The following is a 25,724-nucleotide window of genomic DNA, read 5'->3' on the forward strand; positions in this document are numbered from 1 at the left end:
TTAGAGAATATGATGTGGATGACCTTATTGGTCTATGACTACATCATACCAGGAGGAATAAACTAATGAAATATGTATGTGACGTTTGCGGATGGGAATATGATGAAGAAGAAGGTTATCCTGAAGGTGGTATTGCACCAGGAACAAAGTGGGAGGATGTTCCAGAAGATTTTGAATGCCCATTATGTAATGTTGGAAAAGATCAGTTTTCAGAAGTTGAATAGAAGCCTAATCTTGTGTTAAATACAGATGGATAAACCAAAACCCTGGTGCGTGAGCAACAGGGTTTTTTATTGCGATATTTTGTGATGATATCACAGAAAATAATCTACCTTTTGCTTATAATGTAGTTAGAAACTAAGTAAGGAGGTAGTCTAAATGAGATTAAAAGATAAAGTTGCAATCATTACGGGTGGAAGCCGTGGTATAGGATTTGCTACAGCTGATAAATTCTTGAAGGAAGGTGCTTCAGTTGTGTTGGCAGCAAGTTCACAGGAATCGGCAGATGTTGCTGTAGATAAATTAAAAGAAAAATATCCCAATGCAATAGTTGCTGGAATTAGTCCAAATCTGGCAAGCATGGAGTCTGTCAGAAAGGCTTTTAAAGAGGCAACTGAAAAATATGGATGTGTCGACATACTGGTAAATAATGCAGGGATTTCAGAAAACACCTCATTTATGGATTATACAGAGGAGACTTTTGATAAAGTCATGGATCTAAATGTAAAAGGAGTATTTAATACTACTCGTGTAGCAGCAGAATGTATGGTGGCAAGAGGCAAGGGGGTCATTCTCTCAACTTCTTCCATGGTGAGTATTTCGGGACAGCCAAGTGGGTTTGCTTATCCGGCATCGAAGTTTGCAGTAAACGGATTGACTGTATCATTAGCAAGAGAACTAGGACCTAAAGGTATTCGTGTTAATGCTGTTGCACCTGGAATTACAGAAACTGATATGATGAAGGCCGTGCCAAAGGAAGTTATCGAACCTATGATTGAAAGAATTCCATTGCGTCGTCTTGGACAGCCAGAAGATATTGCCAACGCGTTTGTGTTTCTTGCTTCAGATGAGGCGAGTTACATTACAGGTGTTATATTAAGTGTAGATGGTATGGCAAGAAGTTAAGTTAATGAGGTATGGTGATGTAATCACGGAAAATAAATGAAATTAAGACTATAATAAATCTACAAAAAGAGAAAGATAAGGAGGACTGTAAAATGTCTGCTATTAATATCAATAAAAATAATTTTCAGAACGAAGTACTGAATTCCGATAAACCCGTTCTTTTAGATTTTTGGGCATCTTGGTGTGCGCCTTGCCGTATGGTAGTACCTATTGTAGAGGAGATTGCAAGTGAGCGTAGAGATATTAAAGTTGGAAAGATTAATGTAGATGAAGAGCCTGAACTGGCAAATAAGTTCAGTATTATGAGCATTCCAACTTTAGTGGTTATGAAGAATGGGAAGATTGTACAGCAGGTTTCAGGGGCGAGACCTAAGAATGCGATTTTAGAAATGCTTTAGGGGGGGTGTGCTAATGGGATTTTTTGATCTCTTTAAACAGTCGAATATTAATCAAGGCATAGAAGAATATAAAAGGACTGATGATGCAGTTCTGCTGGATGTACGTACACCGCAGGAATATCAGGAAGGACATATACCAGAAAGTAAAAATGTGCCGTTGCAGCAACTTGACAATATTGCTTCTGTAGCGAAGAATAAGGATATCCCACTGTTTGTATACTGTTATTCCGGTTCACGAAGCCGCCAGGCAACTGGGATACTGCAACGAATGGGATATTCTAAAGTAAATAATATCGGTGGCATTGTAGCTTACTCAGGAAAGGTGGAAAAATAAGATGAAGGTAATAATTGTAGGAGGTGTAGCCGGAGGAGCTACAGCCGCAGCAAGAATACGCAGACTGAATGAACATGCTGAAATTACTGTGTTTGAAAGATCCGGATACATATCCTATGCAAATTGTGGACTTCCATATTATATTGGAGACGTGATCACAGACCCGGAAGAACTTACACTACAGACACCAGAGAGTTTTTTTAAACGCTTCCGTATTAACATGAAAATTCATCATGAAGTTATCTCCATACATCCGGAACGTAAAACGGTTTCAGTGAAAAATTTAGAGAATGGTGAGATATTTGAAGAAAAATATGATAAGCTGATCCTCTCTCCAGGTGCAAAGCCAACACAGCCGAGACTTCCCGGAGTAGGTATTGATAAACTTTTTACACTTCGTACTGTAGAAGACACTTTTCGGATAAAGGAATATATAAATAAGAATCATCCAAAATCGGCTGTATTGGCAGGTGGTGGTTTTATTGGTCTGGAACTGGCAGAAAATTTGAGGGAGCTTGGCATGGATGTTACGATTGTCCAGCGGCCTAAGCAGCTGATGAACCCTTTTGACCCGGATATGGCATCCATGATCCATAATGAAATGAGAAAACATGGGATAAAACTGGTACTGGGCTATACAGTAGAAGGATTTAAAGAAAAAGACACCGGAGTGGAGGTCCTGTTGAAAGATAATCCATCCCTTCAGGCTGATATGGTAGTTCTGGCAATCGGAGTCACACCAGACACAGTATTAGCAAAAGAAGCCGGTCTGGAACTTGGCATCAAGGAAAGTATTGTAGTGAATGACAGAATGGAAACCTCTGTACCGGATATTTATGCTGCAGGTGATGCAGTTCAGGTAAAACATTATGTTACGGGTAATGATGCGCTGATTTCTTTGGCAGGACCAGCCAATAAACAGGGCAGAATCATCGCTGATAATATTTGTGGCGGTGATAGTCGTTACCTGGGCAGTCAGGGAAGCTCCGTTATAAAAGTGTTTGATATGACAGCAGCCACTACAGGTATCAATGAAACCAATGCCAAAAAGTCAGGATTAGAGGTAGATACAGTAATTCTTTCTCCTATGAGTCATGCCGGTTACTATCCTGGTGGAAAAGTGATGACCATGAAGGTGGTTTTTGAAAAAGAGACCTATCGTTTGCTTGGTGCTCAGATTATTGGATATGAAGGAGTTGATAAACGTATTGATGTGCTGGCAACAGCAATTCATGCAGGGCTGAAGGCAACCCAGCTGAAGGATTTGGATCTCGCATATGCACCGCCTTATTCCTCTGCCAAGGATCCTGTAAATATGGCAGGATTCATGATAGACAATATAGCAAAAGGTACCTTAAAACAATGGCATCTGGAAGATATGGATAAGATTTCTAGAGATAAAAGTGTTGTGTTGCTGGATGTGAGAACTGTAGGTGAATTTAACAGGGGGCATATGGATGGATTCAAAAACATTCCTGTAGATGAACTAAGGGAACGTATCAATGAAATTGAGAAGGGAAAGCCCGTTTACCTGATATGCCAGAGTGGGCTACGCAGTTATATTGCAAGCCGTATTTTGGAAGGAAATGGATATGAAACATACAACTTTTCAGGTGGATTCCGCTTTTATGATGCAGTGGCTAATGACCATGCACTGATTGAAAGATCATATGCATGTGGTATGGATTATTAGAAATAAATAAAATATTTTTATAGTTTGATTGTAGTATAAAAAGATCCCCCATTTATTAGAATGACTTTCATAATTCTGATAAATGGAGGATTCTTTAGAGAAAAAAACGTTTTATGATCTTTGTAGTGTTTCCAGTCTTTTCGAATCAAGGATTGCTATTTTGCCGCGAGAGAGTCTGACGAGTCCTTCGCCTTGAAAGTATCGAAGCATTCGAGTGATAACTTCCCTGTGGGAACCAAGATGGTTTGCGATAGTTTCGTGAGTGATTTTCAGTTCATTTGTTCCTTCAATGGATGTTTCTTCTAAAAGAAATGAAGCAACACGCTTATCCAAACTCTTCCACATAATCTGTTCAATCAGCCACATGACATCAGAAAAACGGGTAGCCATTAACTCATTGGTATAGTTTGCGACAGGAGCAGATTCTTTCATGATGCCCTTATAGATTTCAGCAGGGATGATCCAAAGATCCGTATCTTTTTCTGCTTCAATGGTTACTTCAAATTGAATAGACCGCATGATACATGAGGCGGATAAAAGACACATATCCATATCGAACAGACGGTAAAGTGTAATCTCCCGTCCTTCATCTGAAAGTATGTAAGTTCGAAGCTGCCCGGATTTAACCAGTAATAATCCAGTACAGTCCAGGTTTCCATTGTGAATGATCGTTCCTTTTTTTACATCCCGTGTGATTAAATTGTCTGAAATTAGTTTTTTCTGTGCTGTATTTAAGTCATTCCATAGTGGAAAATAATTTTCGAAGCTCATAGCAGTCATCTCCTTTACGAACATAGTATACTTGCTTTTTTAAGATGCGTCAATTAAATAATTGACATATGCCATAAATAAAAATATACTGACTATAGTACATGACGGTTGTAAATATGAGGGAGGGATAAATAATGCAGGGAGATGTCAGTTTTACATTTTTGGACCGAATTGAAGAAGTAGAACTGAATATTGTAGATGGACGATGGCAGTCTGCACTGGCATTGGCATTGACTTTGCCAGATATTTGTGGAGGTATTGCTTTCCCGGAAATTGTTAAACATTATCGAGATGGCCGGGTTATGCTGGATCGGCAAAAGAATCCGACCCGTGATGTGGGAACCCAGTATATTCGCTGGTTTGATGAATATGCAGGGGACTACTTTAAACTATCTCAATCTGGTGAAAAGCCATATATTTGCGGAGAACGCTGTTGGCAGCTTCGATGTGAATATCTTCATCAAAATAAAGGATTTTTGAATGATGAAAATAATATACGCTTTCATCTTGGACTAAACTGTGGAATGTCAGTTTGTCAGTTGGACAGTATGAACATACAGGAGAACGGAAACGATGTTCATATAGACATAGAACAGTTTTGTCTGAGGATGTGCAAGGCAGCAAAGAGTTATTATGATAAAGTTCATTTGGAAAAAGACTTTAGTCTCTATAATACACCAGTTTTGGATTTTGTTCAGGTAACACAAAAAAAGAAAGCTGCTTCTATTATTGCACTAGTCTGTGGCAGTGAACGTTATGCAAAAGGATTAAAAGAAACATTGCAGTTTATTTCAGATCAGATCATGCTGTTTTATACACCGGAAAGTGCTAAAACAAAATTAGGCAGACATAAGCCGGATCTTTGGATTGTTACCGAAGATATGACGAGCCAACCGAATCAGCCATGGCGTGCGGACAGGACAACACCTGTAATTTTAATCACAGGCAATCCTGATGCTGTTGAGATTAAAAAGAATTCAGGAAAACTAACTGTTCTTTCTATGCCATTATCAATAGTTGATTTGCGGAAAACCGTCGAAATATATGTGTCGTGAGGAGAAGTTTATGCTGTACATAATACTATTATTTGTATTTGTAGTTGTATATTTGATGATGCTTATGCGGAGACAGAAAGAAAAGATGAGTGAAATTAAAATACAAATAGATCAACTGCAAGCACAACATGATCGATTGCAGAAAGAAAGGGATCAGTTACAAGAACGGATGAATCATCTGGAAGAGCAACGAGAACACTTGCAAATGCAAACAGACCAGGCATTTCGGAGTTCTGATGAAATCGAGAAAATTTGCGATGAGATATGGAATCATGCTAATACCATTCACCTTTACTCTTCGTTAGCTGAAGAAGAAAGCAAATCTATAACAATGAAAGAAAAACAAAAAGAAATTATTCGAACAACTGAGGAGATTCTAAACATCATATATAAATATAAAGGTAATGTATAATAAAAATATGTCATTGTAATGATTAGCGTTCAAGGTAAATTCTTATGTAATAATGTCACAGAAGGATTTACCTTTTTCAGGTACAATAGAGATACAAAATTTGAAAGGGGAACAAAGCATTGGCAAAAAGAGTGGCAAGTGTCGATAAAAAAAGATGTGTTGCCTGCGGAGTATGTGAAAATACTTGTCCGCTGGCAGCGGCCAAAGTTTACCATGGATGTTATGCTGTGATAGAAGAAACAGTGTGTGTAGGATGTGGAAAATGTGCAAAGTCCTGTCCGGCAGGTTGTATTGAAATGAAAGAGAGGACAGCGATGTGAAGAAAAAGAAACATTGGTATGATTATTTATGGATATGGGCGATCCTTTATTTTACACTCGGTTTTTTTAATATTTTGTTCGCCTGGTTTGGGATGATTGATTTCCTGTTGCCGTTAGGAATAGCAATATTCGGTGGAAATAAATTTTTCTGTAATCATTTGTGTGGACGTGGCCAGCTTTTTAGTAAGCTTGGTGGAGATTTAAAATGCTCAAGAAATAAACCAACCCCGCGATGGATGAGTTCAAAATGGTTCCGATACGGCTTTTTGATATTTTTCCTTACAATGTTTGGGAATATGGTATTTCAGACATATTTAGTTGGTGCCGGAGCATCATCCTTACGTGAAGCCATCAAATTATTCTGGACCTTCCGTGTTCCGTGGGGATGGACATACACTGCCGGAACAGTAGCTGATTGGGTGGCACAGTTTAGTTTTGGATTTTATAGTTTGATGCTTACATCTTTGTTGTTAGGGTTGATTGTAATGGTGTTATATAAGCCACGAACCTGGTGTACATTTTGTCCAATGGGAACAATGACGCAGGGTATCTGTAAATTAAAAAATAATGAAAAGAAGTAATACTATAAGGTGATTCATAAAAGGCATATGTCAAAAACGTTATTGACATATGCCTTTTATAGGGCTATTATATAAGAAAAGCGAGAAAGGAGCAGTTTATGCCGAGACCAGTAAAATGCAGAAAAGTCTGCCATTTCCCCAATGTTTTAGAATTTCTTCCGGCAGATGATACGGAGAAAAAAACACCCATTGTTCTGACGGTAGATGAGTACGAGACAATCCGTCTTTTGGACAAGAAAGGTTATAGTCAGGAGCAGTGTGCAGTATCTATGCAGATCGCAAGAACGACGGTCCAGCGGATTTACGAGATTGCCCGGAAGAAAATAGCAGATGCACTTATTGACGGACATCCGCTCAGAATTGAGGGCGGGGATTTCAGAATCTGTGACGGTCAGAGCGGCAACTGCAGCTTTGGAGGATGTTACAAACAGGAAATTTACAAAAAATATGCAGCAGAAAAAGGAGAAGGTATTATGAGAATAGCAGTAACATATGAAAATGGACAGATTTTCCAGCACTTTGGACACACAGAGACATTTAAGATTTACGATGTAGAGGAAGGAAAAGTAGTACATTCAGAAATAGTAGATACGAATGGAAGCGGACATGGCGCATTGGCAGGAGTTCTTAATGCATTGAATGCAGATGTTTTGATTTGTGGCGGAATCGGAGGCGGCGCACAGACAGCGTTAGCGGCAGCAGGCATCAAGCTTTTCGGAGGAGTTTCCGGAGATGCAGATGAAGCAGTAGAAGCTTTTATCAATGAAACACTTGAGTATAATCCGGATGTGAAATGTTCTCACCATGAGCACAACCACGGGGAAGGACATACATGTGGTGAGCATGGATGTGGAAGCCACAGCTGCCATTAAGAAGAATAGCAAAAAATAATAGTACGAAAGGATGTGCCAAGGTAATGTAGAAGTTACCGCAGTACATCCTTTTGTGTTATGTGATTCTCATATTGATTATTTCTTACTTGCCGAAAATAATGAATTGAACGTATAATACTCCCATCTTTTTGTAACTGTCAAAGATGAGAGTATACTTAATTTATTGAGAAGAGTCAATTATATAACTGACATATGCTGTAAATAGAAGTAAAAAAGCGTAATAAAGTAAATCAACTTTTCTGTGATATCATCACGGAAGCAAGCACTTATTTGGGGTATATTAAGTTCAAATAGGAGAAGGAGTTGAAAAATATGACATCTATAAATATAAATAAAGAAAAGTTTGGACAATTAATTCATAAGGAAAAACCGGTTTTGGTTGATTTCTGGGCACCGTGGTGTGGTTATTGCCGTAGAATTGGAGCAGCTTATGAAAAAATAAGTGAAGAATACAGCGATATTCTTGTTGCTGGAAAAGTAAATATTGATGAAGAACCGCAGATTGCAGAAGCTGAAAAGATTGAGGTGATTCCTACGCTGGTTTTATATCGAAATGGAAAGGCAATAGATTCTATTGTTGCACCTGAATCAAAAATAATGATAGAGAATTTTATTAATGAAGCATTGGAAAAATAAAAGGAGGACTGCTGTATGAATGAAAATCATGTTTACGATATGATTATCGTAGGGGGAGGACCTGGAGGGTATACTTCAGCATTATACGCAGCCAGAGCAGGACTTGATACAATTGTTATAGAAAAATTATCTGCAGGTGGTCAGATGTCATTGACCTGGCAGATTGATAACTATCCTGGTTTTGAAAATGGAATTGACGGATTTTCATTGGCAGAGAAAATGCAAAAACAGGCGGAAAAATTTGACGCTAAAAGTGAATATGCTGAAGTTTATAATATGGATTTAACAGGAAAGCTTAAGAGAGTAGAAACTAGTTCGGGAATTTATATTGGGAAAACAGTAGTGATTGCTACTGGAGCAAATCCAAGAGAACTTGGCCTTGCTAAAGAAAAAGAATTGATAGGTCATGGGGTTGCTTATTGTGCCTCCTGTGATGGTATGTTTTATAAAGATAAGATCGTGGTGGTTGTTGGTGGTGGAAATTCTGCTGTATCAGATGCTGTTCTTTTAAGTCGAATTGCTAAGAAAGTCATCATTGTTCATCGAAGAGATACATTACGTGCAACGAAAATCTACCATGACCAGCTGATGAAAACTGAAAATATAGAGTTTCGATGGAACAATACAGTAAATGAACTGATTTATGGAGAACGATTGACTGGTGTGCGGTTGAAAGATACAGTTACAGGAGAAGAAAACATTATAGAATGTGACGGCCTGTTTGTGAGTATAGGAAGAAAACCGACAACAGATTTTTTAGGTAATCAGATAGAACTGGATAATAAAGGATATATTGTGGCAGGTGAAAACACTGAAACGAGTATTCCGGGTGTTTATGCTGTAGGAGATGTCAGAACAAAGTTACTTCGTCAGATAGTAACAGCAGTGGCAGATGGTGCTATGGCAGTACATATGGCAGAAGAGTATGTGGAGAAATAACAATCAGAATTTAATTGTTTAAGAAATTGTTCTTTGGTTAATGGCATTTTTATGTATCCTCTAGTTTTACTAAAATTCAATATGTATTATGTATATAAATAACAGATAATCAGGTATTATCCTTCAGCTATTTGAAAAAATATATATCTACTGCAACTGTTCCGTAATATCTATAGTTTAAAAATGTACAAGAAGGTCGGTTGTCTTATTGGGGACGATTAAGAGGAAGAAATAAACACTATATAATGAAACAATTACATATGAGATGGAATTTTCTATAAGGACACAGGAATCTGGCAGTTCTTAGTGTTACTAAATCCTTCTGTCGTACAGGCTTCATAAAAGGAACTAATATGCGACACTATTGCAATCGAGGTAATATTGACATAGAATTCCATGTATTATAGAATGGTATCTGTAAAAAGAAGGCATGAAGAAAGCAGCTTTAAACGGGCTGCTTTTTTTGTGTCTTCTTTTGTCTTTCCTGAGTACCGGAGGAGTTTTCTGGATGGAGCAGAGAAGACAAAAATAAATAAGAACAGGAGGAAGTATATGGAGGATACCAAAAAAACAGTTTTGGCGGGAAATGGGGAAAAAGATGTTCCGCGTGCGGTCTACGATGGTGTTTTGACAATTGATGTAGACGCACAGGTTGAAAGCATGGAGGAACAGGAAGAAGCCAGATGGCATCAGCTTTTGAATGCACATCGTACCAGAAAGATCCTGACGGGCCAGCTCGGGGGCATTGAAAAACTGGAGAGCGGGTGGATGGTCGCTGTTACATACTTTAATGGTTTCCGGATCATTATCCCAATGAATGAAATGATGATCAACCTTCAGGGAGACGGGCGTGAAAATGCGGATACCTTAAACCGTCAGGTCCGTATTGCTAACAACATGCTCGGCTGTGACATTGATTTCATCATCAAAGATCTGGATAACAAGAGCCGGAGTGTTGTAGCATCCAGAAAAGATGCAATGCTTAAAAAGAGACAGACTTTTTATATCGGAGAAGATACAGAAAAACCAATGCTCTATGAAGGCAGGATCGTAGAAGCAAGGGTGATCGCAGTAGCTCCCAAAGCAGTCCGCCTGGAAGTCTTTGGTGTAGAAGTATCTGTCCGGGCCAGAGACATGGCCTGGGAGTGGATGGTAGATGCCGGAGAAAAATTCCAGGTAGGCGATCTGGTGCTGGTCATGGTCAATAAGGTGGAAGCAAGCTCTGTTGACCAGATCATTATAGAGGTGGATGCAAAGAGTCCGACAGCCAATATCAATAAAGATAATCTCCGGAAATGCCATAAACAGGGAAAATATACAGGGATCATTACGGAAGTCTATAAGGGAACCTATTTTATCCGCCTTGATATCGGAGTCAATGCCGTGGCACATTCCTGCAATATGTCCGCACTTCCGGGAAAGAAAGATAAGATCGGATTTGTGGTGACCCGCATCAACGACAACTATGAAGTGGCAGAAGGCATTATCACAAGGCTTATCAAAAGAGCTTCCTGAAAATGTTTTTATGATTTTCAAAGAATTCTGTTGACACAGAAAAAGGGATTTCTTTAATATCGGAGATAAAGATGGAAAGGAGTGACGTCAGATGGCAAAAAAGAAGAAAAAACAGATGAGGGAAACCTTGTACTGTCCATATTGCAAAAGACCCGGGGTACTTAGGCCTGCAGCCTATGTCTATGGGGATAACAACCTGGATCCGGAGAAATACCTGTATGTATGCAGCGGCTATCCTTCCTGTGATTCATACATTGGGGCACACAAAAAAAGTATGCGTCCCATGGGAACCATGGCTGACAGCAATCTGCGTAATAAGCGGATCGAAGCACACAGAGCTTTGGATGCAATCTGGAAAAATGGTTATATGACCAAACACAGCACATATATCTGGCTTCAGAACCGTTTGAATCTCCGGGAAAAGGACACACATATCGGGAAATTTTCTTATTACCTGTGTGAACAGACCATCCGGGAATGTACAGACTATATAAAAAGCCGAGAGGAAAAAAAGAAATCCCCGGATAAAATAAGCGTGGCATGACGGAAAGGATGGATGCCCTTGAGACTACAGGCGACAGAAGATGATGTATATCATCTGATGGACCTTAAAGAACAGTATTTTATTATGACAGCAATATGCAGTGTGGCAGAGGGAATCAGCGCATACTTTTTCATATACCAGAAAAGATGCTGGGATCTTGTATATTTGTGTACTGCACTGGCGCTTGCGATAATCCTGCTTCTTCGTCAGGCCATAAAAATCAGCCGGAGGATCATGGAGGCAGAAAACTGTTATATGGCACTTGAAGAGGACAGCCTGGCAGTCTGCCAGCCGGAAAAGAACGGAAAATATGAGTCCTGCAGGATCTTTTACGATGAGATGGACAAGATCGTAGAAGGAACCAGGCGGGGAGTTCCGGAATTTTATATCGTGATCCGAAAAGAAGGGAAAGAACAGAAAAGCTTTTTCCTTTTGGATGAGGAAGAACAGGAACGGGATGTTTTCTGTGTACGATCCTTTGGCTTTGACAATCAGAGATTCATGGAGTTTTATCGGAAACTCAGGTGGATCGTACCAGGAAGAACAAGGATTATCGGGACCAAAACACAGGAAGTATGGAAACTGCGGCGGCCGAATATCGGAATCTGTACGGCAGCAGGCATGCTTTTGGGGTATGTACTTCCAAAACTCCTGGAAATGATGTATGGATAACAAGTTATGAAAGAAAACAGATCAGAAGCAGAGATTAAAAAGAGCTTAAATGGCTAGGAGGAAAAATGTCATGAGATGGTATACAGCAATCGGAATGAAAAAAGATGATGCAGATGGAAGGTTTTGTGTCTGGGTAGATGGGGAAGAAAAAGTACTTACAGAAATGGAAACTATTTTGTGGGCTGCGCTCACCTGGTCTTTCTGTGAAGAGGATAAGGTCCATTCCCAGATGCATCGTCTTCTTGTATTTAGCCTTGGAGAAAAACAGGCACAGGAATGGGCGGACAAAGAGGATTTTCAGTTTTGCCTGAACCGTCTGGTAAAGCGGGGCCTGGTTGTTCTGACAGAAGGATGTACCAGAGAGGAAGCTGTATACAGTATTATCAGCCGGTCAGTCATGGCTCCCATGGCCTTTTCACGGACAGAACGCATGAAGCATTTTATGGAAGCCCTTTCCATGGGAAAAGGACTGAAGTTTTCACTGAGGGCTTTTAAAAAGCCGCTGCTTACAGAAGAGGAATACCAGCTACTTTCCTATCTTCAAAGAGAAGGGGATGTTTCCTATCATCTGAAATGCTTAAAAGAAAAGGCAAAAAGCAGGGAGTCCCATTTGGAAGATTCCCTCCAGGAACAGATACAACGGGAATTTATAAGCCGCGTAGCGCAGCTTTACTATAAGAAACAGCTTGTGATCGACAACATAAGAAGGGAGGACTGTCTTGAAGCAAACGGAACATCCGTATTGGCACAGGCTGTATAAATGCTTGGAAGATTTTGGCACACGTTATCAGAATATACCGGATTTTTTTAAGGACAGGATCCAGCGATATGGTATCCTGTCTCTTTTTATCCTGCTTTTCGGATTATTTATGGGAACATGGATGAAAGACAAAACTTTTATTTTCTGGTCTTTCCTGCTTGGGATTATCGGGTTTATAAGAACATATCTTATTTTCCGCACCGCGGATAAAAAGACCTATGAAATCGTGGAAGGGCTGGTAACCGGGATAGACGGGAAAAATCCCTTTGCAAGATTACGGAAGATCCGGGTAAGTGATCCGGCCGGACGGCAGAGTGAACTTTTGCTGGATAAAAACGTAAAAGTTTTGGAGGGAAAACGTTACCGGTTTTATTTTGGCATAAATGAAAAGAAGCTGGTAGGAATCCGCCGGGTGGATGCAGCACTCAATAACGGTACTTTTTTGGGAAACGAAGAAATATAAGAGGAAGAGATTCCTTTTATAGCAGGGAGGGGAGCACCAGGCATGGTTCGATTCCATGCTGCCCTGTTTCCGCAAAAGACTATTGCGGGAAATACAGCAAAGGAGAGAAGGATATGTCAGAAACACTACAGGGAACCGTGAAATGGTTCAGCGCACAGAAAGGATACGGCTTTATCACCGGTGAAGACGGGATTGATTATTTCGCCCACTTTTCGGAGATCCAGATGGATGGATACCGGAAATTAAGCGGTGGCCAGCCGGTCCTTTTTGAAGCAGGGACGGATGCCAACGGGCGAAGCCTTGCCAAAAATATTTCCCCGGCGGATCCAAACGCTGAGTAAGACGTTTTCATAGTGCATGTACAGATTACCTATTCCCCTCAGATACATGCACTTATGCAGACGGATGAAAAGACAGGCGGTATCATGCCGCCTGTCACAACATGTAGCAGAATAATAAAGATAGCTCACACAATAACACAATATATAGTTAAAATTAATTGACAACCGCAAAATGTTGTGGTAGTCTTTAAATGAAAAATAATTTAACAGTCTATAAAAGACTGTGGTTATTCTTTAGTTCCGGACATTCCGGAAGAAACACTTTGGGGCGGTCTTGCCCTTAATGAGAAAAAATGGATATGCAAAATATAAGGAAGATGCAAGAAGGAAAGAAGATTCTTTTTGTGTCTTTTTTTATTGCATAAAAAGCAGAAAGGAGGAGCACGAATGAAACTGGCAGTTAAGGAAACTGCAAAAAGAAATACCTTAAGAACATCAAAAAAAGAAAACACATTGTAAAATCAGGAGGGTCGATTATGGAGACAATTAAATGGGAAAACGCAAATGCACTGGAAATTGGAATGCTTATGGAGATGGCAGAAGACGGCTATGTGTTTTGCATCGAAGATGGAAAGATACAGGCTGTTGAAGTCCGGATTTTCAGCTAGCGTGGAAAGGCGGACATTATGTATTATAAAGATGACTTTTATAAGGAGTTCCGGACAGAAAAGGAACTGTGCGAGTATCTGGAAGAGATAGACAGCCGGGCAGAATGGATCCGGATCACCAGTAAGAAATTAAAGGTAGCAGCTGCAGGAGAGGAAACCTGTACAGAGGTTCCGGGCATTTCCCTGGAAGCACTGGAAAAAGATACCTTATCTCATTCCAGGCTGGTTCTTATCCTGCCCGAGAGGATCTGTTATATAGGAAATTCAGCAATCAAATCGTTGAAAGGACGGGCCAGGATTGATGGAAAAGCCCTGGCAGATGTCGATAAGAAAACACTGGCAGAGATCTTGAATAAATGCCTGAAGGTTGCAAGAGGAAGAGCACTGATCCGTTTCTGTGAAGGAAAAATAAGGGCAGTCCTGTCTGGTGATGAAAAAGATTATGCCATCATATCCATGCCGGATATGTACATGGTTACCTCGGCATATATCCATGGGGACTATGAGAAGGCAACGTTTTTAAACGGCTATGCAGATCATTATTCTGTTACGGCGTCCTGGCAGCTGGAAGATACGAAACTTACAGATGTTTATAAGGAACTGATGCAGAATTATGGAAGAAAGACCGATAAGGACATAAAAGCAGTTGTACGGATCACTACGTCAGACGTTGGTGTGTCCGGAGCGAATATTTTTTATTCCCTGCAGGAGCCGACAAGAAATGTGATCCTTGGCAATGCCCTGAAGGTTACGCACAAAAACTGTAAAGGAATGGAAGATTTCACGGAAAACATAGAGTCGATCTTTGATTACTACCGGGAAGTCTTAAAAGGGGTCATGCGGCTGTGTGATATCTGGATCGAGCATCCGGCAAATGCCATGGCAGGGATCATGAAGCAGGCGGGATTTGGAAAAAAACTGCTTGCAGAAACCGTGGAGCAGTTTAAGGCTACTACCGGGGATGAGCCATGCAGCGCATACGAGATCTACTGCGGGATCTGTGAATCCATTACCATTGCAAGGCAGGAAAAGACGAATGAGAGAGGACTTTTAGCTCTGGAAGAAAAAATTGCCGGCTGTGTGTCAAAACGCTGGCATGAATATGATATTCCTGGCACTGTAAAATACTAACAGGATTTAAAAGAATGGAGACAGTATGGACTGTCTTTTTTTGATGGGAGGAAAACATGAAGGTTACGAATGGAAAAGATGTGGCAAGGCTGCTGGTAGATGAATACTTGAACTGCCATCCCACCGGACACAAAAAATTTATGGAGTCCATGGCAAAAGAGCAGCAGGAAATAAAAGACAATTACACTTATCTTGGGTTTGCCTGGCTAAAAGGTCTTTCAGAGGTCAGATATTACGACCTTCGAAACGAAGCATCGAAACTGATGGCCGATGATCTGTGTCTGCATGTAAAGGAACAGCCAGAAAGGGTGCGCCTGGTGTATGAAGGTGCAGAGGAAATGGAGATCAATCCTTCAGATGAAGAGCAGATGGCAAAAATGTTTACCTGCTACCTGCTTGCAGGAAGTATGGACGGATATGGGGAATTTGTGGATTATGCCCTTGATACCCACCGGACATTGCAGCAGAACCTGACACGGTTTTTTGTGGAATGGTTTGCAAAAGCAGAAAAAGGCTCTGCATTTTTAAAACGGGCAAAGATGGTGTATTCCAGGTATTCCCTGCCATATATCTAAATTACGGAGGTATGTGATGGATAGAAAACTTCCGGACTGGTTAAAAGAGAGCAGGGAGGCAGAAAAACTGATCGCATGGCTGAAATCGCCGGATTGTGAAGTAAAAGAATTTTCCGGACAGCTGTTTATAAAGGCAAGATATGGAAACTGTTTCTTTTTCTTTGACTGTTTAAAGGAAAACAGAAAAACAGACCGGAACTGGTGTGCCGTGATCCACATGCCGGAGTATTCCCTTTATGAAGCAGAAGATCTTTTTCTGAAGCCGATCGGGATACCGGATGATTTTGGTTTTCCTGTGCGTGAGGATCTGATCCCGAAACTGGAAACACAGATAAGCCGCATTGGAAAGAAACTTATCCGGGAACAATGGGATGAACTTTTGTTAAAAGGCGGGTATGCAGCTTCACAGATGATCCCGGAGATCAGCAGGGTTTATATCCAGCTAAATGCAGACCGTTTTATTAAAAAAGGAAAGCGGCCGGAGGATCTGATCTATCAGCCGCAGTTTCATTTTGCGGATATGAAGTGGGAATTTTCTGACTGGATGTTTCTGGAATATTTAAGCAACCCACAGCGGGCAGCAGAGCTTTTCGCCCAGAAGTGGCTGCTTGAAAAACTTCCGGAGATCTCAAAAAAGAAGATCTGTATCGGATGTATCCGGGAGGAAATGGAAGAAATGTTAAAAAAGACTGGGACAGGGCCGGAGGTAAGCCTTCCGCGTTCTGCTTAGTATAAAAAATGAAAAAATCAGGAGGAAACGAATAATATGGGTAAATACAATTACATGAATCTGAACCAGAAGATGATCAAGATCAGAAGAAAGGTGCCGAAGCTGATCCGCAAACGGTACAGTGAGGACGTTACTTATGATTTTGTAAAACTGGATGATATTTATGAATGCCTGACACCGGCCCTTAATAAATACGGGGTCGATTTTGACATCTTAAGTGAAAGGCCGACTCAGATGGACGAACAGGGCAATTCCGTGTTTTTAAAGGAAATGGGAGCACTCTGGAGATATGAGGCTGACCTGGAACTGTGCTGGACCAATGCAGACCGTCCGGGAGACAAGGTACGGAGCTTTTTGCATGTCATTGGAACCAATGAAGCACCGGATAAAGCAAAAGGTGCGGCATGGACGTATGGCCTGAAATATTATTTCTTGAATAAATTCAATATCATGCAGGCATCTGGAATGAACGATCCGGACATGCGTGGGACGGAAAAAGAAGAAATGCCGAAGCAGGAAGCTTCCGTAAAACCGGAAAAGCCGAAAAAGAAACAGGAAAAGACAGAAAGAAAAGAAACCGCAGCAAAGCAGGAGCAAACGGAACCGGTCAGGAAAAGAAAACGGACCGTAAAAAACTGCGTGATGGAAATGCCATATCCGAAGATCCTGTAAAAGTGGAATATGCAGTAACGGATACAGAAGAAAACCTGCCTAGACAGATGACTTTTGGAATGGAAGAAAGTGAAAGCGGACTGGAAGAATTTTCCGATGAAGAAACCAAAGCGGAAGATCCGGTTCAGACCGAGGAAATCTCCGTAGATGAGGAAATTACTGCCGAGACGGATGCAGACGGTTTCCGTGCAGTAGAAGAAACGGATGAAGTTCCATTTGATGAGGATGATGAGATTTCTTTTGATGCAGAAGAAGAGGAAGAAACACCAGAAGAGACGGCAGAGGAAACGGTAGAGGATATAGATAACGTAGAGGATGCAGAAGACGAAGTGAAATGGGCAGAAAAGGTTATCTGCAATTTTGGTGTCTATGCCGGAACCCCTCTTGGGGAAATGATGCAGGATGCCAGAGGTTACCAGACGATCAAATGGCTGGTACAGCGTTACAAAGGCCAGAATCAGGAAATAAAGAAAGCTGCGAAGATTCTTTTGGATCATGAAAAGGAAATGCAAAAAGCAGCCTGAAAACAGAGAAACAGTTCGAGGTGGCTCCGGGAACGGGGCCATCTTTTATGAAAAGGAGGAAGGCATGTATGCCAGAGAATCGTTTACGATCGCAGAAGTAGCAGATCTTTTGTCAATCCGAAGACTGAGTGATTCTTACCAGGACGAATTTCCGGTGGAATGTCCTTTTTGCGGGGATTTAAGAGGAAAATGCGGTTTTTGCATCTGCAAAAATGGAGAACTGAAAAATGTTTACCATTGCTATCATTGCGGAGCATCCGGAAACATGCTGACACTGTATGCGGAACTATCCGGCATTTATGGAAGGAACCGGTATAAAGAAGCCTACCGTGAGATAAGGCAGGCACTTTCTTTTTCTGGAACGGATGAAAGGCAGCAGGCCACGACACGAAATGGGTTCGCTTCTATCGTTCCTAAAAAGAAACGCATTTCCCTTACGGAAGAGGAATGGGATTACCGGGACCAGGTATATAAGGAGATGCTCACTTTTCTTAAGCTTAAGGAAACACACCGGAGGAACCTCCTCCTACGTGGGCTGACGTTAAATGAGGTCAGACAGATGGAAGAACGAGGTTTTTTAAGTACGGATGAGGAGAATTCCGTGGCCATTGCCAGAAAGCTCTTAAAAAAGGGATTTCGCCTGGATGGGGTTCCTGGATTTTTCATCAACCGGGATGGTGACTGGGAAGCTGCTTTTTATAGGAAGAATAACGGGTATCTTTGCCCGGTCCGGGATGGGAAGGAACGGATCATAGGATTCCAGATCCGGCTGGATGTTCCTTTAAAAGAACGGAAGTACCTCTGGTTTACCAGCAGCGGCTTAGAAAAAGGCACATCAAGCGGCAGCCCGGCAGGAATGTTTGGGAAAATAAAGGATGGCACGGTTTACGTAACAGAAGGGATCTTAAAGGCAGAGATCGCATGGATGTGTACAGGAAATCCTTATATCGGAGTCCCTGGAGTTTCCAATCATAAAGGACTGGAAACTGTCTTGCGAAAACTGAAAGAGCAGGGGTTAAAAAGAGTTTACGAATGTTACGACATGGATAAAATGATGGAATTGTCCTGTAAGCACGATGAAAAAAGTGCGTGCCGGCAATGTGAACATGGAATTCATCTGTATCATGGAGAATGCCCCAGAAAGCGCAGAAAGAGGGACATGATCCGAAAAGGCTGTATAAAACTATATGAGATCTGTGAGGAACTGAATGTGTCCTGCAAAAGAGTTACCTGGGATACCGATGCATCCGGTACCTGGATGGAACACTACAAAGGCGTGGATGACTGGATCCTTCAAAAAGAGGAAAAAGAACACAGGAAGACGGCATAAAATGTTTGGTCAGATAAAAGGGAAACTGGAATTTTTTTCAGTTTCCTTTTTATCTGGCTGAAAAAGCCGGAAGAAAGGAGAAAGCGATGCAGATAAGAGACGGACCAAAAGAAAACTGCAGGGAAAAAAGCGATCATGAAAGGAGAACGTGCACTTGGAAAAAAACTGGAAGAAAAGATGGATGGCGGGTGCGATGGCTTTTGCTCTGTGCTGCACTACGCTCTTGCAGACAGGAGCTTCTGCAGTATCCGCCGCTGAGGTGGGAGGCGTTTCCGCACAGAGCGAGACGCAGATCGAGGTACAGACAGAAACACAGACAGAAACGCAGACGGAGAAAAGCGAGGAAGAACTGATCGAGGAAACCGTTGCTGATCCGGAACTTGCGCTTATGGTTACCGAAGGGGAAGCCTTTGATATCCAGAATGATTTTACAGGACTGAAACTCTCTGAAGGAGACCATGTGGAACTGAAAAAAGCAGCAATGGAAGACGGGACTGTATTTGATTATAACCATGCGGGAACCTATAAATGCGTATATCTTGTTACACCCGCATCCGGGGAAGCCTATCTGGTTGCCAGAAACATTACGGTGACACCAAGGGAAGCAGAAACAGACGGATCCAATGGCGGTCAGGAACAGGAAAGCGGCGATGACGAACCGGAGGCAGACCCCGTCCTCCCGACCATAAGCCCGGAAGATGCCCCGGAAACCCTGGAAGAGCCGGAAGAAACGGAGGAGCCAGAAGAAGAGGAAGCAGAAGAATTTTCCGATGAGGAACCAGAGGATGGAAGCCATCAGGTTGACATCGTACAGGGAAATGAATTCAATATTGAACTGGACCACGAGGACGGACGTTACCAGACGGGGGAGACGGTTAACTTTTCCGGTGATATCCCGCAGGGAAGCCTGATCGCAGTGGGAACAAGTCTTGTCGAAGCAAACCAGACAGAGAATACCGAAGATCTTCTGTATGCAGAAGTAAGCTACGATGAGGGAACAAATTCCTTCAGCTTTGAGATGCCGGAAGATGATGTTGCATTAAGTGTGCTATATGACCAGGCTGAGGGCGGTATTAGTACCATGGTAGCTTCCGATGGAGACTTGTGGGATGATTCAACAGACATTGAAGCTAATACCTATTACTATTATTCAGATGGAAAACTGCATCCTTTTGATTCTGTTATGGGACAGGGCGGAAATGATTCCTATAAGTATATCCGTTACAAAGCAGGCGGAAAGACTTATACCGTCTATGCATACTGCATGCAGCACAGTAAACAGTCCCCGCCAAGTGGAACGACTTATAAAAATATGGTCGAACTGGATGAAGGCGGCGATGACCGTTATTTAAGGAAGGCCATGTTTTACGGATATGGCGGTCCCGGATGGGGCGGCACATTCAACGGCTATAATATCAAATCCATCATGGAAAAATACGGCTGTTCCTCCGAGACCCGTGCAATGCAGCATTATCTGGTCGATTATTTATATGACGGGGAATCCGGATTTGGAGGATCCCTTTCGACAACTGCCAAAAACATGTTAAAAGAGATCAAGGCAGCCCTTGCAAAGATGCCGGATCCAACGACCATGGAGCTGACACCTGGGCTCAGTGCTTCTGCAAATGGAAACCAGAGCCCGACCTTCACATGGAAGGCAAACGCAGCTTTTGTGATCACGATCCATCTGGAAAACGGGGTCTCCCTTGTAAATGAGACGACAGGAAAAACCGGGACCGGAAATGTGAGCGTAAAGGGCGGTGAAAAATTCCATCTGGAAGCAACCACCCAGAATATTGGAAGCCTGAAAGGAAAATATGCGATCACATCCAACTATCCGCTTAATTTCCATGCCATGCTCTTAAATCTGGCGAACAGCCAGGATATCGGCTTTGGATATTATACCGATACACTGGAGCTGAACCTGGAGGTAGACTGGCCGGATGAAGCAACGGTCAAGATCATCAAAAAAGATAAGGGGAGCAACGCGCTCCTTGCAGGTGCCGTTTACGGCATCTATGCAGATGAAGCCTGCACGAAACTTATCAAAAAAATGCCGGCAACAAATGCAAAAGGGGAATCCGAAGTAAAGATCACCAAAACACAGGATACCGTTTACCTTCGTGAAATCTCAGGCCCATCCGGATATGTGCTGGATACGAAAGCCTATGGGGTAAAACTGGTCGTGGGGCAGACCGCTTCCAAGAACTTAACGGATAAAGAGCAAAAAGGTGCACTCACCATTTATAAAGAAGGAGAAGTGCTTACCGGAGCGACCGTCACGGAAGATGGTGTGACCTTTGCCTACGAAAAACGGAAATTGAAAGGAGCCGTTTACAGTGTTTATGCAGGTGCAGATATCAAGGCGGCAGATGGCACCCTCATCTATAAAAAAGGTGCACTTGTCAAGGATAATCTGGTTACCGGAGATGACGGAAGCGTTACGTTAAAGGATCTCTATCTTGGCACCTACACAGTAACCGAGACGAAGGCTCCGGATAATTATGTATGCAAAGGAGAGTCTAAGACTGTTGAGCTTGTGTATGCAGGCCAGACCGTAGAAGTGCAGACTGGCAGTGCCACCTTTTTAAATGAACGCCAGAAGGCAGCAGTCCGTGTGGAAAAGCAGGACGAAGAGACAAAAAATCCACTCTCCGGAGGCATCTACGGGCTGTATGCAGCAGAAGATATCAAAGTTGATGGTAAGACCGTTGTTCCCAAAGGAACCCTGATCGAAAAAGCAACGACCGGAGCCGATGGAAAAGCTTCTTATAAAGCGGAACTTCCGATCAATTACAGCTACAGCATCCGGGAGATCCAGGCACCGGAACTTTACCTTAGAAACAGTGAGGATACTTACACCTTCACTTTTAAGTTTACCAATGATAAGGAAGAAAAGGTAAACTTTAGCCATACCTTTACAAATAAGCGTGTAAATGCAACAATCGACCTGGTAAAAGAAGACAGCGAGACAGGAAACAGCGCACAGGGAGATGCTGTATTTGAAGGAGCCATTTACGGGCTCTATGCAAGGGAAGACATTAACCATCCGGATGGCAGGAGCGGAGTCCTTTATAAAAAGGACGAGCAGGTAGCTACCCTGACGACCGATAAAGAGGGAAAAGCAAGCGTAAGCAACCTGTATCTTGGAAAGTATTATTTGAAGGAGATCACGCCTCCAGTAGGTTATCTTCTGGACGAAGAGGAGCATGATGTAAACTGCGACTACGAAGGAGACCAGGTAGAGACGGTAAAACGAAATACCGTTTCCAAAGAAGACGTGATCAAACAGCCATTCCAGTTGATCAAAGCAGCGGATAATGATAAGACCGATGCGGATCTTTTAAAAGGTGCCGGATTCTCTGCTTATCTGATCAGCAGCCTGACTGTAAAGGACGATGGAAGCTATGACTTTACAAATGCGACCCCGATCGTTCTTACGGAAGACGGAAAAACAGAAATGTTTACCGATGAACGCGGCTATGCGTGCAGCATCCCGATTCCTTATGGACACTACATTGTCCGTGAGACTACAACACCGCATAATTTTATGCCGGTAGATGATTTTATCGTAACCGTAACCGAGAACAGCAGCACACCGCAGGTATGGAGAGTCCTTTTGGACGATGAGTTCAAAGCAAAGCTTAAGATCGTGAAACAGGATGATGAGACCAAACAGCCGGTCCTCCTTGCCAATACAGAATTCAAAGTGTACGACCTGGATGCGAAAAAGTATGTGGAACAGGTAACGACCTATCCAAATACGGTTGTCCATAAATCCTATTTTACGGACGAAAATGGTTACCTGATCCTTCCGGAATCCTTAAAATGCGGAAATTACAGGATCGAGGAAGTGAGCGCGCCGGATGGCTACACCCAGAATACCAAGTATGTGGAGATCAAAGTTGACAAGAATACAGCTTATCAGATGGATTCTGTCAGCGGGGATGCCATCATTACCGTGACCTATGAAAACCATCCGGTCAAAGGTAAACTGGTGATCCATAAATCCGGTGAAACCTTAAAATCCTTTAAAAAGGATTTTGTATACGAAGAAACTTCCCTGGAAGGGGCAGAATTTGAAATCTACGCAGCAGAAGATATTTTCACACCGGATCATCAGGTGGACGAGCAGGGAAACCGTCACGTGATCTATGCAAAGGATACCCTGGTAAAAACAGTGACCACTAATAAAAATGGGGAAGCTGTTATCAAAGACCTTCCGCTTGGAAAATACCGTGTGAAAGAAACAAAAGCACCGGCCGGATTTGTCTTAAATCCAGACAGTCAGGAAGTATCCTTTATCTATAAGGATCAGAACACACCGGAGATCGAAGAAAAACTGGAATTTTCCAATGAACGCCAGAAAGTAGAGCTGAGTGTGGAAAAACAGGATGCCGAGACCGGAAAGACTTTAAAAGGTGCAACCTTTGGATTATACAATAAAGAAGCAATTTCTTCCGGCGACAAGGTAATCGTAAAAGCAGATACACTGCTTCAGGAGATCACAAGCAACGAAAAAGGTAAGGCAGCGTTTACGCTGGATCTTCCGCTTGGCAGATACTATGTAAAAGAGCTGCAGGCGCCGGCGGGTTATGTATCTTCCGATGAGATCCTGGAATTTGATGCCACATACCAGGGCCAGGACGTAAAAACGATCAAATTAAAATCCGTGAAGAAAAACCAGCCGACAACGGTAGAAGTGACAAAAGCAGACATCACGACTGGAACAGAACTTGACGGGGCTTCCATGAGTGTACTGGATAAGGATGGCAACGTGATCGATTCCTGGACATCCGTAAAAGATTCCCCTCATGTGATCAAGAGACTTCAGGTTGGAAAAACATACATTCTGCGTGAGGAGCTTGCACCATACGGTTACTTACGTGCAACAGACGTAGAGTTTACGATCTCTGATACTGCAGAAGTACAGAAAGTCAAAATGGAGGATGAAGTCCCGGTAGCAAGACTTCTGGTAAACAAGAAAGGGGAATTCTTAGACAGCGTATCCCTTCTTGACAATGCAAAAGGCATGATCGAGCACCTGTTCAACTATGTGACCGGAAACCTGACTGATGTAACCTTCAATGTTTACGCGGCAGAAGCCATCCGTGCAGCTGACGGGGTAAGTGCAGATTATTATGCGGCAGATGAACTGGTCGGCTCCATTACAACAGATGGAAATGGCATCGCCCAGATGGATAACCTTCCGCTTGGACGTTATTACATCGTGGAAAAAGAGACCGCACATGGCTACGTTCTGGATAATGAACCAAGATATGTGGATCTTACATACCGTGACCAGGATACACCTCTGGTTACTTATAGTGCCGACTGGCAGAATGCGCGCCAGAGGGTACAGGTGGAAGTCCTGAAAAAAGAAAAGGACAGTGACAAAGTACTTTCCGGGGCAATCTTTGGCCTCTATGCAGCAGACGATATCGTATCTTCTAAAGGAAAAGTACTCCTTGCGAAAGACACCCTGATCGAACTGAAGACCACAGATGAGGATGGAAAGATCCAGTTTGTTGCAGATCTCCCGGTTGACAGCAGGTACTACATTAAGGAACTTGCCGCCCCGGATGGCTATGTAACAGACCAGGAACCGCAGGAATTCACTTTTGAGTACCAGGGCAGTGGAACCAGTGTTGCAGAGTATGCGTTCACCTTTGAAGATGAACAGACTACGGTAGAACTTTCCAAAGCAGACCTGACGGACAAAAAAGAACTTCCGGGAGCATCCTTAAAGGTAACAGATGAGAATGGAAATACGGTGGATGAATGGGTATCCAAAGAGGAAGCACATATCATCAAGGGTCTTATCGTAGGAAAGAAATACAAGATGACAGAAACAAAGCCGGCAGATGGTTATGTGACTGCGGAAAGTATTGAATTTACCGTCGAAAACACAAAAGAAGTACAGAAACACCAGATGCTTGATGATGTGACCAAAGTGGAAATCAGCAAGAAAGACATTACGGATTCCAGTGAGGTACCGGGAGCAAAACTGATCATCCTGGATAAAGATGGAAAGAAAGTTGAAAGCTGGACATCCACAGATAAACCGCATATGGTCGAAAAACTTCCGGTAGGCGAATATACCCTTCGTGAAGAGCAGGCCCCGGATGGATACCTCATTGCGGAAGATGTGAAATTTACGGTAAAAGATACTGGAAAAATCCAGAAAGTCAAAATGAAGGACGCACATCCGTATGGAAAACTGGTCATCAAAAAGACCGATTCCACCAGTAAGGCAGCCCTTCCAGGAGCAGAATTTGAACTGCGTGAAAAGGAAAGCGGAAAAGTCGTAGAAAAACTGGTAACGGATAAGACCGGAACAGCGACAAGCGGCAAGATTCCGATTGCTACTTATAAAAATGGAAAAGTAGAGAAAACCGTGGAATATATCCTGGTAGAAACCAAAGCACCAAATGGTTATGAATTAAGCTGCAAAAAAGAGGAGATCCGCTTTGAATACAAAGACGGAAAAACCAAGGTGATCGAGATCGTAAAAGAGATCAAAAACACCAAATCCCCTTCCGGCAGCACACCGACAGGAAACAGCACGAAAACAGGGGACAGCACCAACATCTGGCTTCCGATCCTTCTGGCAGTCCTTTCTGCCTGCGGCATTGGCGGCGTGATCTGGTATAAGAAGAAAAAAGGAAATTAAGGAATACGGTTCAGGGCTGCTCGATTTAC

27 protein-coding genes are annotated in these 25,724 nt (G+C 42.4%); 26 read left to right on the forward strand and 1 reads right to left on the reverse strand.

The window, feature by feature from the left end; all coding sequences use genetic code 11:
• The first annotated feature begins 65 nt into the window (after nt 1-65).
• From NE638_RS15505 to NE638_RS15525, 5 genes are all read left to right on the forward strand, one after another.
• Complete coding sequence (locus tag NE638_RS15505; protein ID WP_005339874.1) at nt 66-224, forward strand: rubredoxin; 159 nt, start codon at nt 66-68, stop codon at nt 222-224.
• A gap of 154 nt (nt 225-378) precedes the next feature.
• Complete coding sequence (locus NE638_RS15510; RefSeq protein WP_005421611.1) at nt 379-1,125, forward strand: SDR family NAD(P)-dependent oxidoreductase; 747 nt, start codon at nt 379-381, stop codon at nt 1,123-1,125.
• Between the two features lie 92 nt (nt 1,126-1,217).
• Complete coding sequence (gene trxA, locus NE638_RS15515; RefSeq protein ID WP_005421612.1) at nt 1,218-1,523, forward strand: thioredoxin; 306 nt, start codon at nt 1,218-1,220, stop codon at nt 1,521-1,523.
• 13 nt (nt 1,524-1,536) lie between these two features.
• Nucleotides 1,537-1,857 carry a rhodanese-like domain-containing protein gene (locus NE638_RS15520; RefSeq protein ID WP_015524982.1) on the forward strand — a complete coding sequence of 107 codons (321 nt, stop codon included), beginning with the start codon at nt 1,537-1,539 and terminating at the stop codon, nt 1,855-1,857.
• Nucleotide 1,858: 1 nt separating this feature from the next.
• The gene (locus NE638_RS15525; protein ID WP_092072197.1) at nt 1,859-3,550 is read left to right on the forward strand and encodes an FAD-dependent oxidoreductase; all 1,692 of its coding nucleotides are present in this window, start codon (nt 1,859-1,861) and stop codon (nt 3,548-3,550) included.
• 111 nt (nt 3,551-3,661) lie between these two features.
• Here the strand turns inward: NE638_RS15525 and NE638_RS15530 are convergent, their stop codons facing one another.
• Nucleotides 3,662-4,321 (reverse strand): Crp/Fnr family transcriptional regulator, encoded by a 660-nt coding sequence (locus tag NE638_RS15530; protein WP_226844672.1) that lies wholly within the window; start codon nt 4,319-4,321, stop codon nt 3,662-3,664.
• A 134-nt stretch (nt 4,322-4,455) separates the two neighbouring features.
• Here NE638_RS15530 and NE638_RS15535 point away from each other — a divergent pair, with 134 nt between their 5' ends.
• From NE638_RS15535 to NE638_RS15635, 21 genes are all read left to right on the forward strand, one after another.
• A complete protein-coding gene (locus NE638_RS15535) occupies nt 4,456-5,376 on the forward strand; it encodes a hypothetical protein (protein WP_015524986.1) in 921 nt (306 codons plus the stop codon).
• Nucleotides 5,377-5,461: 85 nt separating this feature from the next.
• Complete coding sequence (locus tag NE638_RS15540; RefSeq protein WP_226844668.1) at nt 5,462-5,788, forward strand: hypothetical protein; 327 nt, start codon at nt 5,462-5,464, stop codon at nt 5,786-5,788.
• 119 nt (nt 5,789-5,907) lie between these two features.
• Nucleotides 5,908-6,108 (forward strand): 4Fe-4S binding protein, encoded by a 201-nt coding sequence (locus tag NE638_RS15545; protein WP_092072186.1) that lies wholly within the window; start codon nt 5,908-5,910, stop codon nt 6,106-6,108.
• On the forward strand, nt 6,105-6,689 hold the full coding sequence (locus NE638_RS15550; RefSeq protein ID WP_092072183.1) for a 4Fe-4S binding protein: 585 nt from the start codon (nt 6,105-6,107) through the stop codon (nt 6,687-6,689). The genes NE638_RS15545 and NE638_RS15550 overlap by 4 nt, the downstream gene beginning before the upstream one ends.
• A 98-nt stretch (nt 6,690-6,787) precedes the next feature.
• Complete coding sequence (locus tag NE638_RS15555) at nt 6,788-7,561, forward strand: NifB/NifX family molybdenum-iron cluster-binding protein (RefSeq protein ID WP_015524988.1); 774 nt, start codon at nt 6,788-6,790, stop codon at nt 7,559-7,561.
• Between the two features lie 333 nt (nt 7,562-7,894).
• Entirely contained in the window at nt 7,895-8,218 is a 324-nt protein-coding gene (locus NE638_RS15560) for a thioredoxin family protein (RefSeq protein WP_015524989.1), read from the forward strand.
• Nucleotides 8,219-8,233: 15 nt separating this feature from the next.
• Entirely contained in the window at nt 8,234-9,157 is a 924-nt protein-coding gene (trxB, locus tag NE638_RS15565; protein WP_173746639.1) for a thioredoxin-disulfide reductase, read from the forward strand.
• A 552-nt stretch (nt 9,158-9,709) separates the two neighbouring features.
• Nucleotides 9,710-10,672 carry a S1 RNA-binding domain-containing protein gene (locus tag NE638_RS15570; RefSeq protein WP_118037303.1) on the forward strand — a complete coding sequence of 321 codons (963 nt, stop codon included), beginning with the start codon at nt 9,710-9,712 and terminating at the stop codon, nt 10,670-10,672.
• A gap of 91 nt (nt 10,673-10,763) precedes the next feature.
• Complete coding sequence (locus tag NE638_RS15575; protein WP_055066318.1) at nt 10,764-11,216, forward strand: zinc-finger-containing protein; 453 nt, start codon at nt 10,764-10,766, stop codon at nt 11,214-11,216.
• A gap of 18 nt (nt 11,217-11,234) precedes the next feature.
• Nucleotides 11,235-11,888 (forward strand): hypothetical protein, encoded by a 654-nt coding sequence (locus NE638_RS15580; protein WP_173746643.1) that lies wholly within the window; start codon nt 11,235-11,237, stop codon nt 11,886-11,888.
• A gap of 70 nt (nt 11,889-11,958) precedes the next feature.
• The gene (locus tag NE638_RS15585; RefSeq protein ID WP_118235518.1) at nt 11,959-12,648 is read left to right on the forward strand and encodes a hypothetical protein; all 690 of its coding nucleotides are present in this window, start codon (nt 11,959-11,961) and stop codon (nt 12,646-12,648) included.
• Nucleotides 12,608-13,111 (forward strand): hypothetical protein, encoded by a 504-nt coding sequence (locus tag NE638_RS15590; protein ID WP_173740076.1) that lies wholly within the window; start codon nt 12,608-12,610, stop codon nt 13,109-13,111. The genes NE638_RS15585 and NE638_RS15590 overlap by 41 nt, the downstream gene beginning before the upstream one ends.
• A gap of 113 nt (nt 13,112-13,224) precedes the next feature.
• Nucleotides 13,225-13,452, forward strand: a complete 228-nt coding sequence (locus tag NE638_RS15595; RefSeq protein WP_005423033.1) for a cold-shock protein — start codon at nt 13,225-13,227, stop codon at nt 13,450-13,452.
• Between the two features lie 476 nt (nt 13,453-13,928).
• A complete protein-coding gene (locus tag NE638_RS15600) occupies nt 13,929-14,060 on the forward strand; it encodes a hypothetical protein (protein WP_005423021.1) in 132 nt (43 codons plus the stop codon).
• Nucleotides 14,061-14,078: 18 nt separating this feature from the next.
• Nucleotides 14,079-15,191 carry a hypothetical protein gene (locus NE638_RS15605; RefSeq protein ID WP_118031066.1) on the forward strand — a complete coding sequence of 371 codons (1,113 nt, stop codon included), beginning with the start codon at nt 14,079-14,081 and terminating at the stop codon, nt 15,189-15,191.
• Between the two features lie 56 nt (nt 15,192-15,247).
• The gene (locus NE638_RS15610) at nt 15,248-15,766 is read left to right on the forward strand and encodes a hypothetical protein (protein WP_015525057.1); all 519 of its coding nucleotides are present in this window, start codon (nt 15,248-15,250) and stop codon (nt 15,764-15,766) included.
• Nucleotides 15,767-15,782: 16 nt separating this feature from the next.
• The gene (locus NE638_RS15615; RefSeq protein WP_059085777.1) at nt 15,783-16,496 is read left to right on the forward strand and encodes a hypothetical protein; all 714 of its coding nucleotides are present in this window, start codon (nt 15,783-15,785) and stop codon (nt 16,494-16,496) included.
• Nucleotides 16,497-16,532: 36 nt separating this feature from the next.
• Nucleotides 16,533-17,168 carry an ERF family protein gene (locus NE638_RS15620; protein ID WP_244094870.1) on the forward strand — a complete coding sequence of 212 codons (636 nt, stop codon included), beginning with the start codon at nt 16,533-16,535 and terminating at the stop codon, nt 17,166-17,168.
• A gap of 2 nt (nt 17,169-17,170) precedes the next feature.
• Complete coding sequence (locus NE638_RS15625; protein WP_244094871.1) at nt 17,171-17,692, forward strand: hypothetical protein; 522 nt, start codon at nt 17,171-17,173, stop codon at nt 17,690-17,692.
• Between the two features lie 64 nt (nt 17,693-17,756).
• Complete coding sequence (locus NE638_RS15630; RefSeq protein ID WP_173746645.1) at nt 17,757-19,022, forward strand: hypothetical protein; 1,266 nt, start codon at nt 17,757-17,759, stop codon at nt 19,020-19,022.
• 154 nt (nt 19,023-19,176) lie between these two features.
• The gene (locus NE638_RS15635; protein WP_244094872.1) at nt 19,177-25,695 is read left to right on the forward strand and encodes a SpaA isopeptide-forming pilin-related protein; all 6,519 of its coding nucleotides are present in this window, start codon (nt 19,177-19,179) and stop codon (nt 25,693-25,695) included.
• Nucleotides 25,696-25,724 lie beyond the last annotated feature (29 nt).

Source organism: Blautia sp. MSK.18.38 (assembly GCF_024460535.1).
In the GTDB taxonomy this organism is placed as follows: Bacteria; Bacillota; Clostridia; order Lachnospirales; family Lachnospiraceae; genus Blautia_A; species Blautia_A fusiformis.